This window comes from Micromonospora sp. CPCC 206171 (genome assembly GCF_036906755.1).
Lineage (GTDB): Bacteria > Actinomycetota > Actinomycetes > Mycobacteriales > Micromonosporaceae > Micromonospora > Micromonospora purpureochromogenes.
Genome location: NZ_JBAKHT010000001.1, coordinates 456,900 through 474,709 on the forward strand (window position 1 = coordinate 456,900; position 17,810 = coordinate 474,709).

Below are 17,810 nucleotides of genomic sequence, written 5' to 3' on the forward strand. Positions count from 1 at the left end.
GCTTCAGCGGCGGGAGGGCTTGAGCGGCGGCAGGGCTGCGCGTGGCGGCAGGGTTCAGCGGCGGATGGCGCGCCAGCGGCTCAGCGCCAGGGTGGCGGAGTAGCCGGCCAGCACGATCACGTGGAACAGGTAGAGCCAGAGCAGCACCGCGACGCCCGCGCCGATCTCGTCGAAGCCGCCGAAGGGCGCCCCCAGGTCGATCGGGAGCGAGGCGAACAGCACGAACCCGTGCAGGAAGCCGGAGAGGTTCGCCGCCGTGAACGAGCCGAGCAGAAGAGTGGACAACCAGTCCGGGGAGGCGGGCCCGACGACCCGGAACACCCACATCAGCACCGGCGTGAGCACCAGCCACACTCCCAGGAACGACAGCACCACGCCGAGCGCGCCGATCCAGCCGCCCTGCCGGACCAGGTGGGTGGTGGTGGGCAGCGCGATCAGGATCGACAGCAGCAGCGCCGGGGCCGGGGCGAGCAGCGGCAGCAGCAGCAGCCGCCCCCGCCACCCCACCAGCGACTCGTCGGGGTTCGGCGGCGTGGCGACCGAGACGAACGCCCGGCGCAGCCCCTCGCCGTAGAGCGACGCCGGCAGCAGGGAGGCCAGCGCGAGCAGCGGGGTCAACTCCACCCCGGCCGCGACCAGCGCCTCCACCGCCCGGGGGGCCCCGATCGCGTCCGGCAGCGTGTTGACCGCGTACGAGGTGAGCCGGCGGACCCGGTCCGCGCCGACCAGCAGCGAGGTCGTCCAGATCGCCAGCAGCGCCACCGGCACCACGGCGATCCCCCCGTAGAAGGTGATCGCGGCGGCGTGCAGCGAGAGGTCCCGGCCGCGTACCGGCCGGAAGGCGGCGCTGGTGATCCGCTTGGTGCGCTGCCATGCCTGGCCCATCGCGATCTCCTTCCCCCTCCTGGCCGGGGGCACGCATTACGATCGCGCGTCATGACGGTGCTCACCACGGAACGCCTGGTGCTGCGGGACTGGACCGACGCCCCGGCGGACCTGGATCGGATCTTCGACATCTACTCGCGTACCGAGATCACCCGCTGGCTGGCCGCGTCCGGCCTGCCGCTGACCGACCCGGTCCAGGCCCTGGATCGGCTGGCCATCTGGCGGAAACGGCATGCCGGCCAGGGTGGCCGGTACGGCACCTGGGCGATGGAGGTCCGGGACACCGGCCGGGTCGCCGGCACCCTGATCCTCAAGCCGCTGCCGGGCGCGGACGGCGTGACGGAGACCGACGACATCGAGGTGGGCTGGCACCTGCACCCGGACTCCTGGGGGCACGGGTACGCCACCGAGGCGGCCCGCGCGGTGCTGGCCCGCGAGTTCGCCGCCGGCACCTTGCAGGTGTACGCCGTGGTCTCGCCCGGCAACCACCCGTCGATGGCGGTGGCCCGCCGGCTCGGCATGACACATCTGGGCCGGCGCACCGACTGGTACGGCGGCGAGGTGCTGGAGACCTTCGTCCGCCGGGCGGATGCCTGACGCCCGGCGGGGCAGCGGGGGGCTCCGCGGGGGCCGTATCGTCGTCCGCCGTGATGATCAGTTTCGAGACGCAGCCGGACCGGCGGCGGCTCACCGCCGCCCTGCGCCGCGCCTACCGCCGCACGCTGCTGCTGTACTGGCTCTGCCCGGTCGCGCTGCTCCTGCCGGCTCTGGTCGACGTGCTCCTCGGAGATCCGTTGGAGGGGGTGCCCTGGGTCGCCGCCGCGGTGACCGCCACGCTGCTGTCCCCGCTGGTCCTGCGGGCGCTGGTCCGGGCCAGCTGGAAGATGCACGGCATCCCGATCACGTGGACGATCTCCGACGAGGGCGTCCGCTGTGTGAACGCGCTCTCCGACAGCGTCGTGCGCTGGGCGGCGCTGACCGGGGTGGAGCCGATCCCCGACCACCTGCTCTTCCGGCTCAGCCGGCACCAGCTGTTCCCGGTGCCGATCGACGGTCTTCGCGCGGAACAACGGGCCGAGCTGTACGCCTACCTGCGCGGTCGGGGACTGCTTACCGCCGATCCGGTCGAGCCGGGGCCGCAGGCCGTCCGGCGCTAGGTCGCCCCGAGGGATCGGTCACGCACGGTGGTGCCCACCCTCCCGACGTGCCGGTGAGCGATATACCTGAGCGTCATATTTATGCCTCTGAGGTATATCGCTCACCAGGCATACGTCGCCCTCACCGCGACACGCCACGGGGCAGCGGAGGCGCGGCGGCAGGCCGAACTCCTCGATGAGGAGGCGCCGGCCGAGGATCCGGACGGCGAGGGCCGAGGCTCCCAGCGGGCGCACAGCGACGCCGGGGCAGAATGGCCGCGTGACAACTCCCCGCGACCTCGTTCTGCTCGGCTCCACCGGCTCGATCGGTACCCAGGCCATCGACATCGTGCGGCGCAACCCGGACCGGTTCCGGGTGGTGGCGCTCGGGGCCGGCGGCGGCAACGTCGAGCTGCTCGCCGCGCAGGCCCTGGAGCTGGGCGTGGACGCGGTCGGGGTGGCGAAGTCCTCCGCCGCGCAGGACCTCCAGCTCGCCTTCTACGCCGAGGCGAGCCGGCGCGGCTGGGCCACCGGGGACTTCCGGCTGCCGAAGATCGTCGCCGGCCCGGACGCCATGACCGAGCTGGCGCAGTGGCCCTGCGACGTCGTACTCAACGGGGTGGTGGGGTCGTTGGGGCTGGCGCCGACCCTGGCGGCGCTGCGCGCCGGCCGTACCCTCGCCCTGGCGAACAAGGAGTCGCTGGTGGCCGGCGGCCCGCTGGTGAAGGCCGCGGTGACGCGGCCGGGGCAGATCGTGCCGGTGGACTCGGAGCACTCGGCGCTGGCGCAGTGCCTGCGCGGCGGGGCCCGCGGCGAGGTGCGCCGGCTGGTCGTCACCGCCAGCGGCGGGCCGTTCCGCGGCCGGCGTCGCGACGAGCTGACCGAGGTCACTCCCGCGCAGGCCCTGGCCCACCCCACCTGGAACATGGGCCCGGTCGTCACGATCAACTCCGCCACCATGGTCAACAAGGCGCTGGAGGTGATCGAGGCGCACGAACTGTTCGACGTGCCCTACGCCGACATCACCGTGATGGTCCACCCGCAGTCGGTGATCCACTCGATGGTCGAGTTCGTCGACGGCTCCACCCTCGCCCAGGCCAGCCCGCCGGACATGCGGCTGCCGATCGCCCTCGGCCTCGGCTGGCCGGACCGGGTGGCCGACGCCGCCGCCGCAGTCGACTGGACCACCGCGCACACCTGGGAGTTCGCCCCGCTGGACGACGAGGCGTTCCCGGCGGTCGCCCTGGCCAAGGCCGCCGGCGAGACCGGCCGCTGCCGCCCGGCCATCTACAACGCGGCGAACGAGGAGTGCGTCGCCGCCTTCGTCGCCGGCCGGCTGCCCTTCCTCGGCATCGTCGACACCCTGCGCCGGGTGTTGGAGGAGGCACCCGATTTCGGCGAACCAGGTACCGTCGAGGACGTGCTCGCGGCCGAGTCGTGGGCACGCGCGCACGCGCAGGAGATCATCTCGGGGTCGGGGAAGGAAGCTTGATGCTCTATCTGCTCGGGGTGGTGGTGATCGCCCTGGGGATTCTCATCTCGGTGAGCCTGCACGAGGCGGGTCACATGCTGACCGCCAAGGCGTTCGGGATGAAGGTCACCCGCTACTTCGTCGGCTTCGGCCCGACCCTCTGGTCCTTCCGCCGCGGTGAGACCGAGTACGGCATCAAGGCCATCCCGCTCGGCGGCTTCTGCAAGATCGTCGGGATGACGCCGCAGGACGACGACGTGGAGCCGGGCGACGAGCACCGGGCGATGTGGCGCTATCCGGTCTGGAAGCGGACGATTGTGATGTCCGCCGGCTCGGTGACCCACTTCGCCCTCGCCGTGATCGCCATCTGGCTGGCCGCGATGTTCATGGGCCTGCCGAACCGGGACCTGCCCAACCCGCTGCCGGCGCACGTCAAGGTCGTGGACTGCGTCATCCCCACCGACGCCCAGCGCGAGTGCGCCCCCGGCGACCCGGTCAGCCCCGCCAAGCAGGCCGGGCTGCGCGACGACGACAAGATCCTCGCGGTGAACGGGACCTCGGTGGCCGACTACACCGCCCTGGTCAAGAAGGTCCGCGAGCTGCCGCCGGGCAAGGCCACCATCCGCTACGAGCGGGACGGCGTGCAGAGCGACGCCCAGGTTCAGCTGGCCCCCGTGCAGCGCAAGCCGCTGGACGATCCGAACGGCGCCCCGGTCACCGTCTCCGCCCTCGGCGTCGCCGGCCCGTCGCTGCCCCCGGGGGTCCCGGCCAACGTCACGTACGGCCCGGTCGAGGCGATCCCGGCCACCGCCGGCTACACCGGGGACCTGGCCGTCGGCACGTACGAGGCGATGAAGCGGATTCCGGAGAAGGTCCCCGCCCTCTGGACCGCCATCACCGGTGGCGAGCGGGACAAGGACACCCCGATCAGCGTGGTCGGCGCCAGCCGGCTGGGCGGCGAGGCGCTTGCGAACGGCTTCTGGCAGGTGCTGGTCTACCTGTTCATCTCGCTGAACTTCTTCGTCGGCGTGTTCAACCTGCTGCCGCTGCTGCCGTTGGACGGCGGTCACATCGCCATCGCCTGGTTCGAGCGGGTCCGCTCCTGGCTGTACGCCCGGATCGGCCGCCGCGACCCGGGCCGGGTGGACTACATGAAGCTCATGCCGCTCACGTACGCGGTGATCCTGGTCGGTGGCGCCTTCACGCTGCTCACCGCCACCGCGGACATCATCAATCCGATCACGCTCTTCTCAAGGTGAGTGCCTGAAGTGACCGCTGTCAGTCTCGGTATGCCCGCCGTACCGCCCCCGCCGCTGGCCCCCCGTCGGGCCAGCCGCCAGATCATGGTCGGCTCGGTGCCGGTCGGTGGCGGCGCGCCGGTCTCGGTGCAGTCGATGACCACCACCCTCACCTCCGACGTCAACGCCACCCTCCAGCAGATCGCCGAGCTGACCGCGTCCGGCTGCCAGATCGTCCGGGTCGCCGTGCCCAGCCAGGACGACGTCGAGGCGCTGCCGGCGATCGCGCGCAAGTCGCAGATCCCGGTGATCGCCGACATCCACTTCCAGCCGAAGTACGTCTTCGCCGCGATCGACGCCGGCTGCGCCGCCGTCCGGGTCAACCCGGGCAACATCCGGCAGTTCGACGACAAGGTCAAGGAGATCGCCAAGGCGGCCGGTGCGGCCGGTGTGCCGATCCGGATCGGCGTGAACGCCGGCTCGCTGGACAAGCGGCTGCTCGCCAAGTACGGCAAGGCCACCGCCGAGGCGCTGGTCGAGTCGGCGCTCTGGGAGTGCTCGCTCTTCGAGGAGCACGGGTTCCGGGACATCAAGATCTCGGTCAAGCACAACGACCCGGTGGTCATGATCCGGGCGTACCGGCAGCTCGCCGAGCAGTGCGACTACCCGCTGCACCTGGGCGTCACCGAGGCCGGCCCGGCTTTCCAGGGCACCATCAAGTCGGCGGTCGCCTTCGGCGCGCTGCTGGCCGAGGGGATCGGCGACACCATCCGGGTCTCGCTCTCCGCGCCGCCGGTCGAGGAGATCAAGGTCGGCAACCAGATCCTGGAGTCGCTGGGCCTGCGTGAGCGGGGCCTGGAGATCGTCTCCTGCCCGTCCTGCGGCCGGGCCCAGGTCGATGTCTACAAGCTGGCCGAGGAGGTCACCGCCGGCCTGGAGGGGCTGCCGGTGCCGCTGCGCGTCGCCGTCATGGGCTGCGTGGTGAACGGCCCGGGCGAGGCCCGCGAGGCCGACCTCGGCGTCGCCTCCGGCAACGGCAAGGGCCAGATCTTCGTCAAGGGCCAGGTCATCAAGACCGTGCCCGAGGGGCAGATCGTGGAGACGCTGATCGAGGAGGCGCTCCGCCTCGCCGACGAGATGGGCGCCGAGATCCCCGAGGAACTCCGCGACCTGGTCCCCGGCGCCACCGTCACCGTCCACTGACCCACCCCGCGCCCGGGCGCCCCCCGCGCCGCGGATGCACTTTCAGAGAAAGAGTGGCTATTCCGGAGGGAATAGCCACTCTTTCTCTGTATCTGCCGACCCCACGCGTCCGTTCGCGGGGCCGGGCGGGGGTCAGTCGGATTCGGCGAGGATGGCGTAGAGCTTGCGGCGGGTCTCGTCGAGGACCTGGGCGGCCCGTTCCCGCTGGTCGTCGGTGCCGGTCATCATCACCTGGCGCAGCGCGTTCATCGCCTGCGCGCCGGCGTCGCGGATGTCGTGCCAGCTGTTGACGGTGTTCTCGGCGAACTCCGCCCAGGGTGGGTTCTGCGCCGCGGCGGCGGCCTCCTCGCGGCCGGCGTCGGTGAGGCCGAACCGCTTCCGTCCACCGGTGGAGGAGTCCGTGCTGGCCTCGATGACCCCCTCGTCCTCCAGGAGCTGGAGGGTCGGGTAGATCGAGCCGGGGCTGGGCCGCCAGGCCCCGCCGGTGCGGGAGTCGATCTCCTGGATCATCTCGTACCCGTGCATCGGCCGTTCGGTGAGCAGCGCCAGCACGGCGCCGCGGACGTTCGGCCGGCGCCCGCGTCCCCGACCCCGGCCGCCCCGGCCCCCACCCCAGCCGCCGTGCCCGTGCGGACCCGGCGGGACGGGCGGGAAGCCGAACCCGCGTCGACGGGCTTCGTGCATCGCGTGGAAGTGCTGATGGAATCCCATGCCACGATCCCTTCTCGGACTGTCGTTGATGCATCGACGATATATCGGCAACGTGTCGGCAGCAAGAAGGTCGACCGAGGCGGGTACCAAACCGTACGTACGTCTTGTTAGAGTGTCGGTGTGCGCCTGCTTCCTGAACCGGGTCCGGCCCGGACCCTCGCCCTCTCCACCCTGGTCAACACCGTCGGCCGGGGCACCTGGCTGACCGTCAGCGCGCTCTTCCTCACCCGCTCGGTCGGCCTCTCGGTGCGCGAGGTCGGCGTCGGCCTCACCGTCACCGCCCTGGTCAGCCTGATCGCCAGCACGCCGATGGGGTACCTCGCCGACCGGCACGGCCCACGCGGCATCCAGCTCGCCGCGCTGGTCGCCTCCGGCGTCTTCACCGCCGCCCTGGTGGCCGTCCGGTCGTTCCCGACGTTCCTGATCGTCGGCGTGCTGATGGCGGTCGCCGACGCCGCCAGCCGGGGTGCCCGGGGCGCGCTGATCGCCGGAGCGGTCCCCGCCGACCAGCGGGTCCGCACCCGGGCCTGGCTGCGCGCCGTGACCAACGTCGGGATCTCGGTCGGCGCCGTGGTCGCCGGCCTCGGGCTCGCCGCCGACACCCGCGCCGCGTACGTCGCGCTGATCCTGCTCGACTGCGTCACCTACCTGCTGGCGGCGGTGGTCCTGCTCCGGCTGGCGCCGGTCCCGCCCGTGCCGGCGCCCACCCACGGGCCACGGCTGATCGCGCTGCGGGACCGCCCCTTCCTGGCGTTCACCGTGCTCGACGGGCTGATGTCGATGCACTTCGGGCTGCTCAACATCGCCCTGCCGCTCTGGATCGCCGACCACACCACGGCGCCGCACTGGCTCATCTCGGCCTGCATGCTGGTCAACACGGTGACGGTGGTGCTCTTCCAGGTGCGCGCCTCCCGGGGCACCGAGGAACTGCCCGGGGCCGCGCGGGCCGCCCGGCGGGCCGGCGTGGTCATCGCGGTGGCCTGCGCGCTCTTCGCCGCCAGCGCCGGCGTGCCGACCCCGGTCGCCGTGGCGCTGCTGCTGGCCGGGGCGCTCGTGCACGTGGTCGGCGAGCTGTGGCACGCGGCGGCGGGCTGGGGCATCTCCTTCGGCCTCGCCCCCGCCCGGGCGCAGGGCCAGTACCAGGGGGCGTACGGAATGGGCATGCAGCTCGGCGGGATGGTCGCCCCGGTGGTGGTGACCAGTCTCGCGGTCGGCTGGGGCGCGCCCGGCTGGCTGGTGCTCGGCGGGTTGTTCCTGGTGCTCGGCGCGCTGGTGCCGCCGGTGGTGCGGTGGGCGGCGCGGACCCGGCCGGCCGAGCCGGTGGCCGAACCTGTCGCCGTCTGACCGGTCGACCGGCGAGTGGCCGCCCACATCTGGCAGGCTGGTAGCCGTGCTGACGGTGCCGGTACGCCAACTGGGGGAGTCGGAGCGCCGCGCGGTCGAGCGGCTGCTGGACCTCGACCCGTTCGCGGGCGCGCAGGTCGCCGAGCGGGTCGCCGCCCGTGGCCTGGCCTGGTGGCGGGCCGAGGGGCGGATCCTCGGGTACGGGGCGCGCCGCAACCTGGAGTCGATCTGCTGGCTGGGCGGCAACCTCACCCCGGTGCTCGCCTCGGAGCCGGCCGTCGCCGCCTTCGCCGAACAGCTCTCCGCCGAGGAGCGCCTCTGCTCCTCGATCGTCGGGCGGGCCGACGCCGTGCTCGGCCTCTGGGACCGGCTCTCCACCTACTGGGGTCCGGCCCGGGACGTCCGCCCCAACCAGCCGCTGCTCGCCACCGACGCGCTGCCCCCGGTCTCCGCCGACCCGCAGGTACGCCGGGTGTGCCCGGGTGAGATCGACCGGCTCTTCCCGGCGGCGGTGGCCATGTACACCGAGGAGGTCGGCGTCTCGCCGCTGGCCGAGGACGGTGGACGGGCCTACCGGCGGCGGGTCACCGACCTGGTGCGGGCCGGTCGGGCGTACGCCCGCTTCGTCGACGGCCGGGTGGTCTTCAAGGCCGAGCTGGCCGTGGTGACCCGGCGTACCGCCCAGGTCCAGGGGGTCTGGGTGGCTCCCGAGTGGCGCGGGCGGGGGATCGCCACCGCGGCGATGGCGGCGGTGGTGCGCGACGCGCTGCTGCGGGTGGCGCCGACCGTGAGCCTCTACGTCAACGACTTCAACCTGCCCGCCCGCCGGGTCTACGAGCGCTGCGGCTTCCAGCCGGTCGGCACCCTCGCCACCGTGCTGTTCTGACCCCTCCCGCCCGTCAGCCATGGCGGGGATCACGCCCGCCCCTATCGGGAAACCGGACGTCCGGCGCTATGCTGGGCATGTTTTTATACTGACCAGTCAGTTCAAGCATGTCGGGATGGCAAGTGAAGATCGTCGAGGCGCACGGGTTGGGTCTGCGCACCCGGCGGGGTTGGGTGTACCGGGACGTCGACCTGACGGCCGAGGCGGGTGAGCTGCACGCCCTAACCGGGCCGCCCGGCAGCGGGCGTACCTCGCTGCTGCTCGCCCTGGCCGGTCGCTTCCCGCACACCGAGGGCACCCTGCGCACCCGGGGGCCGGCCGCGCTCGGCCAGGTCGCCGGGGTGCACGAGCCCGACCCCGCGCTCACCGTCGCCGAGCACATCCAGGAGCGGCTGCTGCTGCTCGGGCCCGTCCCGCGCCGCCGTCGCCAACTGGTGCCGGTGGCCGCCGTCCGGGCCCGCCGGGCGTACCGGCGGGACGCCTTCGCCGCCGCGATCGCCGGGGCGGGCTTCACGGACGTACCCCTCGATCCGGACGTGCGCGGCCGTGACCTCACCCCGCAGCAGCGGCAGGTCCTGGGCCTCGTCCTGGCCACGCTGAGCGGTCCCAGCCTGATCGTCGCCGACGACGTGGACGCCGGCTCCGACGCCCCCGAGCGGGCCTGGCTCTGGGACGCCCTGGCCCGCCTCGCCGACCGGGGCTATGCGGTGGTCGCCAGCGCCCGCGCGGTCGAGCCCGGCGCCCCGGCCGTCGTGCACCGGCTCGGCGACCCGTCGCTGCCGGTCCGGCCCGACCTGAGCCTCCCGGCCCGCACCACCCCGGCGCGCACCGTCGCCGTCCCCGCCCAGGCCGTCCGGACGGACGCCGCCGACCCCGGCGTGACCGCCGACTCCGACCCCGGCGTGACCGCCGACTCCGACCCCGGCGTGACCGCCAACCCCGACCCGACCGCCGACTCCGACCCGACCGCCGACCCCGGCGCCACCGCCGACCTGGATCTCGCCGGCGAGCCGGACGGCACCGCGACCGACGCCGCGACCGGTCCGGACCCCGCCCGGACCGGGGCCGCCGACGGCGGCCCGGCCGGCGACCCCGCCACCCCCGACATCGTCGACCCCGAGGTGAACCGATGAGCGTCTTCCGCCTCGCCCGCTTCGAGCTGCGCCGGATGACCCGGGGCCGGCTGCCGCGCGCCGCGCTCGCCGTGCTGACCGTGATCCCGCTGCTCTACGGCGCCCTCTACCTCTACGCCTTCTGGGACCCGTACGGGCACATGGACCGGATCCCGGTGGCGCTGGTGAACGCCGACCGGCCCGCCACCGCCGGCGACGGCAGGGTGGTGCACGCCGGGCAGGACCTCACCGACGAGCTGCTCGACCGCAAGGTCTTCGGCTGGCACGTGACCGACGCCGACGACGCCACGGCCGGCCTGCGCAGCGGCCGCTACCACCTGGTCTTCTCCATCCCGGCGGACTTCTCCGCCACCCTCGTCGCCAGCCCGGAGCCCGACCAGCCGGCCCGCCGCGGCGAGCTGCGGGTGGTCAACGACGACGCCACCAACTACCTCTCCGGCCTGCTCGCCCGCTCCGCGTTCAGCGAGATCCGGGCCGCCGCCGCGGAGAGCACCGCCAGCGGCTACTTCGACAAGATGCTGGTCGGCTTCACCGACCTGAAGGCCGAGACCGGCAAGGCCGCAGACGGCGCCGGCCAGCTCGCCGACGGGCTCGGCACCTCGCAGGACGGCGCCGGGCAGCTCGCCGACGGACTGGACCGCTCGGAGGCGGGTGCCGGGCAGCTCGCCACCGGCCTGGACCGCAGCGCCCAGGGCGCCGACCAGCTCTCCGCCGGCCTCGACGAACTCCGCACCGGCGCGACCCAGCTCGCCGACGGCAGCGCCCAGGCGGCCACCGCCACCCGGGCCGCCGCCGACAAGGTGGACGCCCTCGCGGACCGGGCCGAGCCGTTCCTGCGCGACAACGCCGACGAGATCGGCGCGGCCGCCACCGTCATCGCCGAGGGCGCCGACGCGCTGGCCGACGGGCTCGACACGCTGCCCGAGCAGGCCGACGTCGTGCTGACCCAGGCGCGCAAGGTCGCCGACCGCCTCGACGCGCTCGTCGCGGCGCACCCCGAACTCGCCGACGACCCGACCGTCACCGCCGCCCGCGCCGCCGCCGACAGGGCCGTCGCCGAGGCCGAGGACCTGACCGCCACCATCGACCGGACCGACCTGGCCGCGCTGCAGAAGAAGATGCGGGAGGTCGCCGTCGCCGCCCGCGAGGTGGCCGCCGCGGCGCCGCACCTCGCCGACGACGTGGCCGGCGCCAACGCCAAGGTGCACCGGCTCGCGGACGCCATCGACCGGATCGCGAAGGGCAACGCCGAGCTGCGCGACGGGCTCGGCACCGCCGCCACCGGCGCCGACCAGCTGCGGGGCGGGCTGTTCCGGCTCTCCACCGGGGCCCGGGACCTCGACGGCGGGCTCGCCCGGCTCAGCGGGGGCGGCGACCGGCTCGCCGCCGGCCTGACCAAGCTGGAGGGCGGCGCCGGCCAGCTCGCCGACGGGCTGACCGCGGGGGAGAAGAAGATCCCCGGGTACGACGACGCGGCCGCCCGGGCCGGCGTCCTCGGCGACCCGGTCGCACTGGACCGCACGTCCGAGCACCCCGCCGGCTCGTACGGCGTCGGCTTCGCCCCGTACTTCCTCGGGCTGGCGCTCTGGGTCGGCGCGATGATCACGTACATGCTGCTGCGGCCGGTGAACCGGCGGCACGTGATGTCCGACGCGCCCGCCTGGCGGGTCGCGCTCGCCGGCTGGCTGCCCGCCGCGGCGATCGGACTGGCCCAGGCCGGGGTGCTCTTCACCGTGGTCACCCTGGTGCTCGGCCTCGACCCGGCGTACCCGGCGGCGGCGTTCGGGCTGCTCGCGCTGACCTCGCTGGCGTTCACCGCGATCATGCAGTGGCTCGGCGCGCAGCTCGGCCCGGCCGGCCGGCTCGCCTCGCTGGCCCTGCTGATGCTCCAGCTCACCTCCTCCGGCGGCACCTACCCGGTGCAGACCTCGCCCGACTTCTTCCAGGCCGTCCACCCGTGGCTGCCGATGACGTACGTGGTGCAGGGGCTGCGGCACACCATCAACGGCGGGTCGTCGGCGACCGTGGTCACCGGCGCGCTGGTCATCGTCGCCTTCGGCGCGGCGGCGCTGGTGCTCACCGTCGCCGCGGCGCGCCGGTCCCGGCGACTGACCCCGGCGAAGCTGCACCCCGAACTGACCATGTGAGGATGCTGGTGGGCCGGACGGGGGTACGCGAGCAACCCCTCCCCGGCTCGCACCGGTTCGCCACGGGCCGGTCGGGCGGACGGGGAGGGCGAGTGACGGACGGACGGTCGCGGCGGCGGGAGGACACCCGGCAGCGCCTCTTCGTGGCGGCGGTGGAACTCATCGCCGAGCAGGGCTTCTCCGCCACCACCGTGGACGACATCGCGGCCCGCGCCGGGGTGGCCAAGGGCACCGTCTACTACAACTTCGAGTCCAAGACGGTCCTCTTCGAGGAGTTGCTGCGGCACGGCATCGGCCTGCTCACCGCCGACTTCCGGGCCGCCGTGGCCGGCCTGCCGCCGCGCGAGGCGCTCGGCGCCCTGGTCCGCGCCGAGCTGGAGTACATCCGGCGCTACCGGGCCTTCGCCCAGCTGCTGCTCTCGGAGATGTGGCGGACCAACCGCGAGTGGCAGCAGACCCTGCGCCTGCTGCGCGGGGAGGCGATCGAGGTGATCGCGGACACCGTCCGGGCCGGGGTGGCCAGCGGTGACCTTCCCGCCGACCTGGACGTGCGGACCGCCTCGTCGGCGCTGTTCGGCGTCGGTCTGGTGGTGGCCGTGGACTGGCTGGTCTTCCAGCCGGACCGGCCGATCGAGGACGTGCAGGAGGCGCTGCTCGGCATCGTCCGCCGGGTCGCCCAGACCTGACCTGCGGGGGCGTGCGCGCAGGTCGGGGCGCGGGTGGGGGCGCGGTAAATGCGTTGAATCGTCGCGGCCGGAGGACCAGGCTGGGACGTACCGCCACCACCACCCGAGTCCGGAGGGACCCTCCCATGCGCCTGCTCCGTGATCTCTGGGCCACCGCCCCACGTCGGATGGCGGTGGTGGTCGTCCTGATCGTGCTCGGCGCCGCCGGGCAGGCCGCCGCCTCGGCCCTGGCCGGCCCGGTCCTGGTGCACCGCTCCGCCACCTTCTTCGCCCTGCTGGTGCTGGCGCTGGTCGCCGCCGTCCTCAGCGATCTCGTCATCGGCCTGCTGATGGCCGGGCTCACCGCCGACTGGTCCGCCGACGTCCGCCGCCGGCTCTGCCGGGTGGCGCTCGGGCAGGACCTGACCACCCTGGAGACCACGCCGGTCGGCGAGCTGCTGGACCGGATCGACAACGACGTCTACCAGGTCGCCTCCGAGCTGCGGAACACCGGCGTACGGCTCGTCCAGGGGCTGGCGGTCTGCCTGCTGGCCACGGTCAGCGCCCTGTTCGTCTGGTGGCCGGCCGGTGTCGGCATGCTCGTGCTCACCGCCCTGCTCGGCGTCGTGCTGCGCCGCCCCACCGCCCGCATCGCCCCGGCCCGGATGGCCGAGGAGGAGGCCTGGTCGGACCTCGCCGCCGTGATGGAGGAGGCGGTGCACGGCCAGGACGACGTGCGGACCAGCCTGGCGCGGCCGTACGTGCTGCGGCTCTACGCCGGGCGCGCCGCCGAGGTGCTGGCCCGGTGCCGGCGGGTGTTCCTGATGTCCGCGCGGGTCACCACGATCGCCGCCGGCGCGATCCGCGCCGGTATCGCCGCCGTCGTGCTCGGCGGGGCCTGGGCGCTGGCCACCGGCCGGATCGACGGCGCCCGGCTGACCGCGATCTGGCTGCTCGCCATCGCCTTCGGGGCCACCGTCGAGCACCTCGCCCGCTGGGTGCCCCACCTGCAGTACGCGCTCGGCGCATGGGCCCGGGTGCAACTGCTCTCCGACGCCCGGCAGGAGCCGGCGGGCGGCGCGGCCCCGGCCGAGGGCGACCTGAGCGTCCGCGGCCTCACCTTCCAGTACCCGGACACCGCCGACGGCGAGCGGGGGCCGGCGCTGCGCGACATCCGGCTCACCTTCGCCCGCGGCCGGTCGTACGCCCTGGTCGGGCGGACCGGGTCGGGCAAGTCGACGCTGGCCAAGGTGCTCACCCGCGCGGTCGACGTGCCCCCCCGCACCGTGTTTCTGGGCGACACCGACCTAGTGGACCTGGACGTCGAGGAGCTGCGCCGGTGGGTCGCCGTGGTCCCGCAGCGCACCGAGATCCTGGCCGGGACGCTGGCCGAGAACGTCGCGCTCTTCGACCCCGACCTGCTCGACGACGCCACCCGGGCGCTGGAGGAGCTGGGGCTGGCCGGGTGGATCGCCGAGCTGCCCGACGGCGTCCGGACCCGGCTCGGCGAGGGCGGGCACGTGCTGTCCGCCGGGCAGGAACAGCTGGTGGCGTTCGCCCGGATCCTGGTCCGCGACCCGCACGTGGTGATCCTCGACGAGGCCACCGCCCGGTTGGACCCGGTCACCGAGACCCGGGTGCGGCAGGCCACCGAGCGGCTGCTCACCGACCGGATCGGCATCGTCATCGCGCACCGCCTCTCCTCGGTGCGCCGCTGCGACGAGGTGGTGGTGATGGCCGACGGCGCGGTGCTGGAGGCCGGCCCGCTGCGCGAGTCGGAACGCTTCGCCGAGCTGCTGGCCAGCAGCCACGCCGCCGCGTACGCCCCGGCCGGCGCGGGCGGGAGCGGGGTGGACCTGCTGCCCGGGCCGCGCGAGGAGTGGGAGGTGGAGCCGCCGGCGTCGGCACCGGCGGCACCGGTCGAGCGGCCGGCCACCGTGGCGGTGCCGAAGACCGACCCGCCGCCGCTGCCCGCCCCGCCGCCCGCCCGCACCATGCGGGAGATCCTCCGGCTGGGCACCAACGACCCGAGGTACGGCCTGGTCTCGGTCGCCATGTTCGTCGTGATGACGCTGCTCGGCCTGGACGGCGCGGTGCTGCCCTGGCTCTGGGCCGACGTGGTCGACGGCGGCAGCCCGTGGCTGCCCGCGCTCGGCATCGCCGCCGCGCTGCTGGTCGTCCTGCCGCTGCCGTTCTACACCAACCTGTGGTTCCCGCAGTGGTGGGTACGCCAGATGCTGCGGATCAGCCTGCGCCTGGTGCACGGGCAGACCGGGGCGCGCCGGGTCAGCGGGCACACGCCGGCGGAGGTGGTCGCCCAGAGCGGCGACACCGAGCGGGTGGTGCAGCTCGCCGACAACCTGATGGACCAGTTCATCGCCCTGGCGATCGTGGCCACCATGACGGCGGTGACCGGCAGTTTCGTACCGGCGCTCTTCTTCGCCGGGACGATGGTGGTCTCCGGCCTGGCGGCGACGCTGTTCGGGCCTCGGCTGGAGCGGTCCGCCCGGGGCACGGTGGCGGCGCGGGCGGCCTTCGCCACCGCGCTGGTCTCCGCGCTCTCCGCGGCCCGCACGGTGAAGCTGGCCGGCGCCACCCGGCCGGTGCTGACCCACCTGGCCGCCCTGGACACCGTGCGCAGCGACCGGCAGCGCCGGGAGATCTCCGCGCAGGTGTGGGCGCGGTCCACGCCGTCGCTGGTCAGCGGCCTGCTCCCGATCGGCGCATGGGCGCTCTACCTGGCCGGTGGGCTCTCCGCCGGGGCGACCCTGGTGGCGGTCTCCACGCTGGGTGCGGCCCGCTGGTTCGCCTGGACCACCGCGTCGCTGGTCTCGCACTACCCGTCGGCGCGGGTCTGGACCCGGCGGACGGCGGCGATGTGCGGGGTCGGGACGTACTCGGCGGCGGTCCCCGGGGTCGATCTGGCCGCCGGCACCGCACCGGCACCCGTGCCGCCGGCCCGGCGTCCGCTGCGGCGGCTGGAGCTGGCCGGCTTCGGGGCCCTGCACTCCGACGGCACCCTGGCCGTGCGGGACGTCGACCTGACCGTCGACCGGGGGCAGCTGGTGCTGGTCGTCGGGCCGGTCGGTTCCGGGAAGTCCTCGCTGCTGCGCGCGCTGGCCGGGATCGTGCACCACATCGGCACGCTGCGCTGGAACGGCGAGCCGGTGACCGAGCCGGAGCTGTTCCTGCGTCCGCAGCAGGTCGGGTACGTCGGGCAGCTGCCCCGGGTGCTCTCCGGCACGGTCGCCGACAACATCGCGCTCGGCCACGAGGTGGACGCGGCCGGGGCGGTGTCGACCGCGCAGCTCGACCACGACCTGGCCGCCGCCGGGGGTGGGCTGGGGCTGCTCATCGGGCACAAGGGGACCCGGCTCTCCGGCGGCCAGTTGCAGCGGCTGGCGCTGGCGCGGGCGCTGGCGCCGCGTACCGAGCTGCTGGTGGCCGACGACGTCTCGTCGGCGCTGGACGTCACCACCGAGCTGGCGCTCTGGGCGGCGCTGCGCGAGCACGGCGTGACCGTGGTCGGCTCGACGTCGAAACGCGCGGCGCTGGTGCGGGCCGACCACGTGGTGGTGCTGCGCGACGGGGCGGTCGCCGCGCAGGGTCCCTGGCGCGACCTGGAGGACGACTGGGGCCATCTGGCCGGCTGACCCCGGCCGGGCGCTCGACGGTGTGCGGCGTGTCGCGGTGTCCCCGAGCGGGGACACCGCGCCACGCCGCCACGGAGCGGATCAGCGTCGGCGGGGCACGGTCAGAAGGCGCGGGCGTACTGGTCGGGCCAGCCGGGGCGGGCGCCGAGCTTGGCGGCGGCGCGGCGGGGCCAGTACGGGTCCCGGAGCAGTTCCCGGCCGAGCAGCACCAGGTCGGCCTCGCCGCCGGCGACGATCTGCTCGGCCTGCTCCGGCTCGACGATCAGGCCGACCGCGCCGGTGAGCACCCCGGCGTCGCGGCGGATCCGCGCGGCGAGGGGCACCTGGTAGCCGGGCCCGACCGGGATGCTGGCCCGGGCCGCCGCGCCGCCGGAGGAGGCGTCGACCAGGTCGACCCCGGCGGCGGCGAGTTCGCCGGCGAGCACGACGCTGTCCTCGACGGTCCAGCCGCCCTCGACCCAGTCGGTGGCCGAGATCCGGGTCAGCACCGGCACGCGCTCGCCGACGGCGGCCCGGACCGCGCGAGCCACCTCCAGGGGGAGCCGCATCCGGGCGGTCCGGTCGCCGCCGTAGCCGTCGGTGCGGTGGTTGGTCAGCGGGGAGAGGAACTCGTGCAGCAGGTAGCCGTGCGCGGCGTGGATCTCCACCGCGCCGAAGCCGGCGTCCACCGCCCGGCCGGCGGCGGTGGCGAAGGCGGACACCACGCGGGCGATCCCGGCCTCGTCGAGCGCCGTGGGCTCGCGGTAGTCGGGCAGGAACGGCTCGGCGCCGGGGCTCACCGGGGTCCAGCCGCCCTCGGCGTCCGGCACGCCGCCGCGCCGCTCGGCCCACGGCCGGTACGTCGACGCCTTGAACCCGGCGTGCGCGAGCTGCACCGCCGGCACCGCGCCCTGGGCGGCGACGAACCCGGTGACCGGGCGCCAGGCGTCGACGTGCGCCCCGGACCAGAGGCCGGTGTCCTGCGGGCTGATCCGCCCCTCCGGCACGACGGCGGTGGCCTCGGTGATGATCAGGCCGGCGCCGCCCACGGCCCGGGAGCCGAGGTGGATCCGGTGCCAGTCGGTGGGCAGGCCGTCCGGGCCGGCGCTGTACTGGCACATCGGGGCGAGGGCGACCCGGTTGGGGAGGGTGACCGCGCGCAGGGTCAGCGGGGTGAACAGGGCACTCATGAGGTGATCCTCCGGGAGAGGCGACGGGCGGGACCCGCCGGGGAGGGCCCGGCGTGACCGGTGGTGCTCGCGGAGCCCGATGTCCGCGGGATGCGGCGGCCGTTCGGCGGTCCACGTGGTTCGGGTGCGTTTCCGGTCGCTCCGGCGACCGGAAACGCACCCGAAGGGG

The 17,810-nt window shown here is 74.5% G+C and carries 14 protein-coding genes; 11 read left to right on the top strand and 3 right to left on the bottom strand.

Annotated features, from left to right (window positions below; translation table 11 throughout):
- Positions 1–54: 54 nt before the first annotated feature.
- The gene (locus tag V6U89_RS02070; RefSeq protein ID WP_334568848.1) at positions 55–885 is read right to left on the bottom strand and encodes a YhjD/YihY/BrkB family envelope integrity protein; all 831 of its coding nucleotides are present in this window, start codon (positions 883–885) and stop codon (positions 55–57) included.
- Positions 886–936: 51 nt separating this feature from the next.
- Between V6U89_RS02070 and V6U89_RS02075 the strand changes: the two genes are divergently transcribed.
- From V6U89_RS02075 to ispG, 5 genes are all read left to right on the top strand, one after another.
- A complete protein-coding gene (locus tag V6U89_RS02075) occupies positions 937–1,482 on the top strand; it encodes a GNAT family N-acetyltransferase (protein ID WP_334568850.1) in 546 nt (181 codons plus the stop codon).
- A 50-nt stretch (positions 1,483–1,532) separates the two neighbouring features.
- The gene (locus V6U89_RS02080; protein ID WP_442933847.1) at positions 1,533–2,042 is read left to right on the top strand and encodes a YcxB family protein; all 510 of its coding nucleotides are present in this window, start codon (positions 1,533–1,535) and stop codon (positions 2,040–2,042) included.
- A gap of 259 nt (positions 2,043–2,301) precedes the next feature.
- Positions 2,302–3,513 (top strand): 1-deoxy-D-xylulose-5-phosphate reductoisomerase, encoded by a 1,212-nt coding sequence (gene dxr / locus V6U89_RS02085; protein ID WP_154943506.1) that lies wholly within the window; start codon positions 2,302–2,304, stop codon positions 3,511–3,513.
- Positions 3,513–4,751: a M50 family metallopeptidase gene (locus V6U89_RS02090; RefSeq protein ID WP_334568852.1), complete on the top strand. Its 1,239-nt coding sequence runs from the start codon at positions 3,513–3,515 to the stop codon at positions 4,749–4,751. Before dxr ends, V6U89_RS02090 begins: the two co-directional genes overlap by 1 nt.
- A 9-nt stretch (positions 4,752–4,760) precedes the next feature.
- On the top strand, positions 4,761–5,933 hold the full coding sequence (gene ispG, locus V6U89_RS02095; RefSeq protein ID WP_088963467.1) for a flavodoxin-dependent (E)-4-hydroxy-3-methylbut-2-enyl-diphosphate synthase: 1,173 nt from the start codon (positions 4,761–4,763) through the stop codon (positions 5,931–5,933).
- Between the two features lie 132 nt (positions 5,934–6,065).
- Here ispG and V6U89_RS02100 read toward each other — a convergent pair whose 3' ends face one another.
- Positions 6,066–6,644: a PadR family transcriptional regulator gene (locus V6U89_RS02100; RefSeq protein ID WP_334568853.1), complete on the bottom strand. Its 579-nt coding sequence runs from the start codon at positions 6,642–6,644 to the stop codon at positions 6,066–6,068.
- 120 nt (positions 6,645–6,764) lie between these two features.
- On the opposite strand from V6U89_RS02100, the gene V6U89_RS02105 reads away from it, so the two are divergent.
- The 6 genes from V6U89_RS02105 (at position 6,765) to V6U89_RS02130 (ending at position 16,472) form a co-directional block, all read left to right on the top strand.
- Positions 6,765–7,988: an MFS transporter gene (locus tag V6U89_RS02105; protein WP_334568854.1), complete on the top strand. Its 1,224-nt coding sequence runs from the start codon at positions 6,765–6,767 to the stop codon at positions 7,986–7,988.
- A gap of 46 nt (positions 7,989–8,034) precedes the next feature.
- The gene (locus V6U89_RS02110; RefSeq protein ID WP_334568855.1) at positions 8,035–8,874 is read left to right on the top strand and encodes a GNAT family N-acetyltransferase; all 840 of its coding nucleotides are present in this window, start codon (positions 8,035–8,037) and stop codon (positions 8,872–8,874) included.
- Between the two features lie 122 nt (positions 8,875–8,996).
- Entirely contained in the window at positions 8,997–10,007 is a 1,011-nt protein-coding gene (locus V6U89_RS02115; RefSeq protein ID WP_334568856.1) for an ATP-binding cassette domain-containing protein, read from the top strand.
- On the top strand, positions 10,004–12,154 hold the full coding sequence (locus V6U89_RS02120; RefSeq protein WP_334568857.1) for a YhgE/Pip domain-containing protein: 2,151 nt from the start codon (positions 10,004–10,006) through the stop codon (positions 12,152–12,154). Before V6U89_RS02115 ends, V6U89_RS02120 begins: the two co-directional genes overlap by 4 nt.
- Before the next feature lie 92 nt (positions 12,155–12,246).
- Positions 12,247–12,840 carry a TetR/AcrR family transcriptional regulator gene (locus V6U89_RS02125; protein ID WP_334568858.1) on the top strand — a complete coding sequence of 198 codons (594 nt, stop codon included), beginning with the start codon at positions 12,247–12,249 and terminating at the stop codon, positions 12,838–12,840.
- A gap of 125 nt (positions 12,841–12,965) precedes the next feature.
- On the top strand, positions 12,966–16,472 hold the full coding sequence (locus V6U89_RS02130; protein WP_334568859.1) for an ABC transporter ATP-binding protein/permease: 3,507 nt from the start codon (positions 12,966–12,968) through the stop codon (positions 16,470–16,472).
- A gap of 101 nt (positions 16,473–16,573) precedes the next feature.
- Here V6U89_RS02130 and V6U89_RS02135 read toward each other — a convergent pair whose 3' ends face one another.
- On the bottom strand, positions 16,574–17,641 hold the full coding sequence (locus V6U89_RS02135; RefSeq protein WP_334568860.1) for an NADH:flavin oxidoreductase/NADH oxidase: 1,068 nt from the start codon (positions 17,639–17,641) through the stop codon (positions 16,574–16,576).
- Positions 17,642–17,810 lie beyond the last annotated feature (169 nt).

Bases quoted from the DNA above. Each gene is read 5' to 3' on its own strand.
- V6U89_RS02070 (WP_334568848.1), bottom strand. From the start codon at position 885: ATGGGCCAGGCATGGCAGCGCACCAAGCGGATCACCAGCGCCGCCTTC.
- V6U89_RS02075 (WP_334568850.1), top strand. From the start codon at position 937: ATGACGGTGCTCACCACGGAACGCCTGGTGCTGCGGGACTGGACCGAC.
- V6U89_RS02090 (WP_334568852.1), top strand. From the start codon at position 3,513: ATGCTCTATCTGCTCGGGGTGGTGGTGATCGCCCTGGGGATTCTCATC.
- V6U89_RS02100 (WP_334568853.1), bottom strand. From the start codon at position 6,644: ATGGGATTCCATCAGCACTTCCACGCGATGCACGAAGCCCGTCGACGC.
- V6U89_RS02120 (WP_334568857.1), top strand. From the start codon at position 10,004: ATGAGCGTCTTCCGCCTCGCCCGCTTCGAGCTGCGCCGGATGACCCGG.
- V6U89_RS02130 (WP_334568859.1), top strand. From the start codon at position 12,966: ATGCGCCTGCTCCGTGATCTCTGGGCCACCGCCCCACGTCGGATGGCG.
- V6U89_RS02135 (WP_334568860.1), bottom strand. From the start codon at position 17,641: ATGAGTGCCCTGTTCACCCCGCTGACCCTGCGCGCGGTCACCCTCCCC.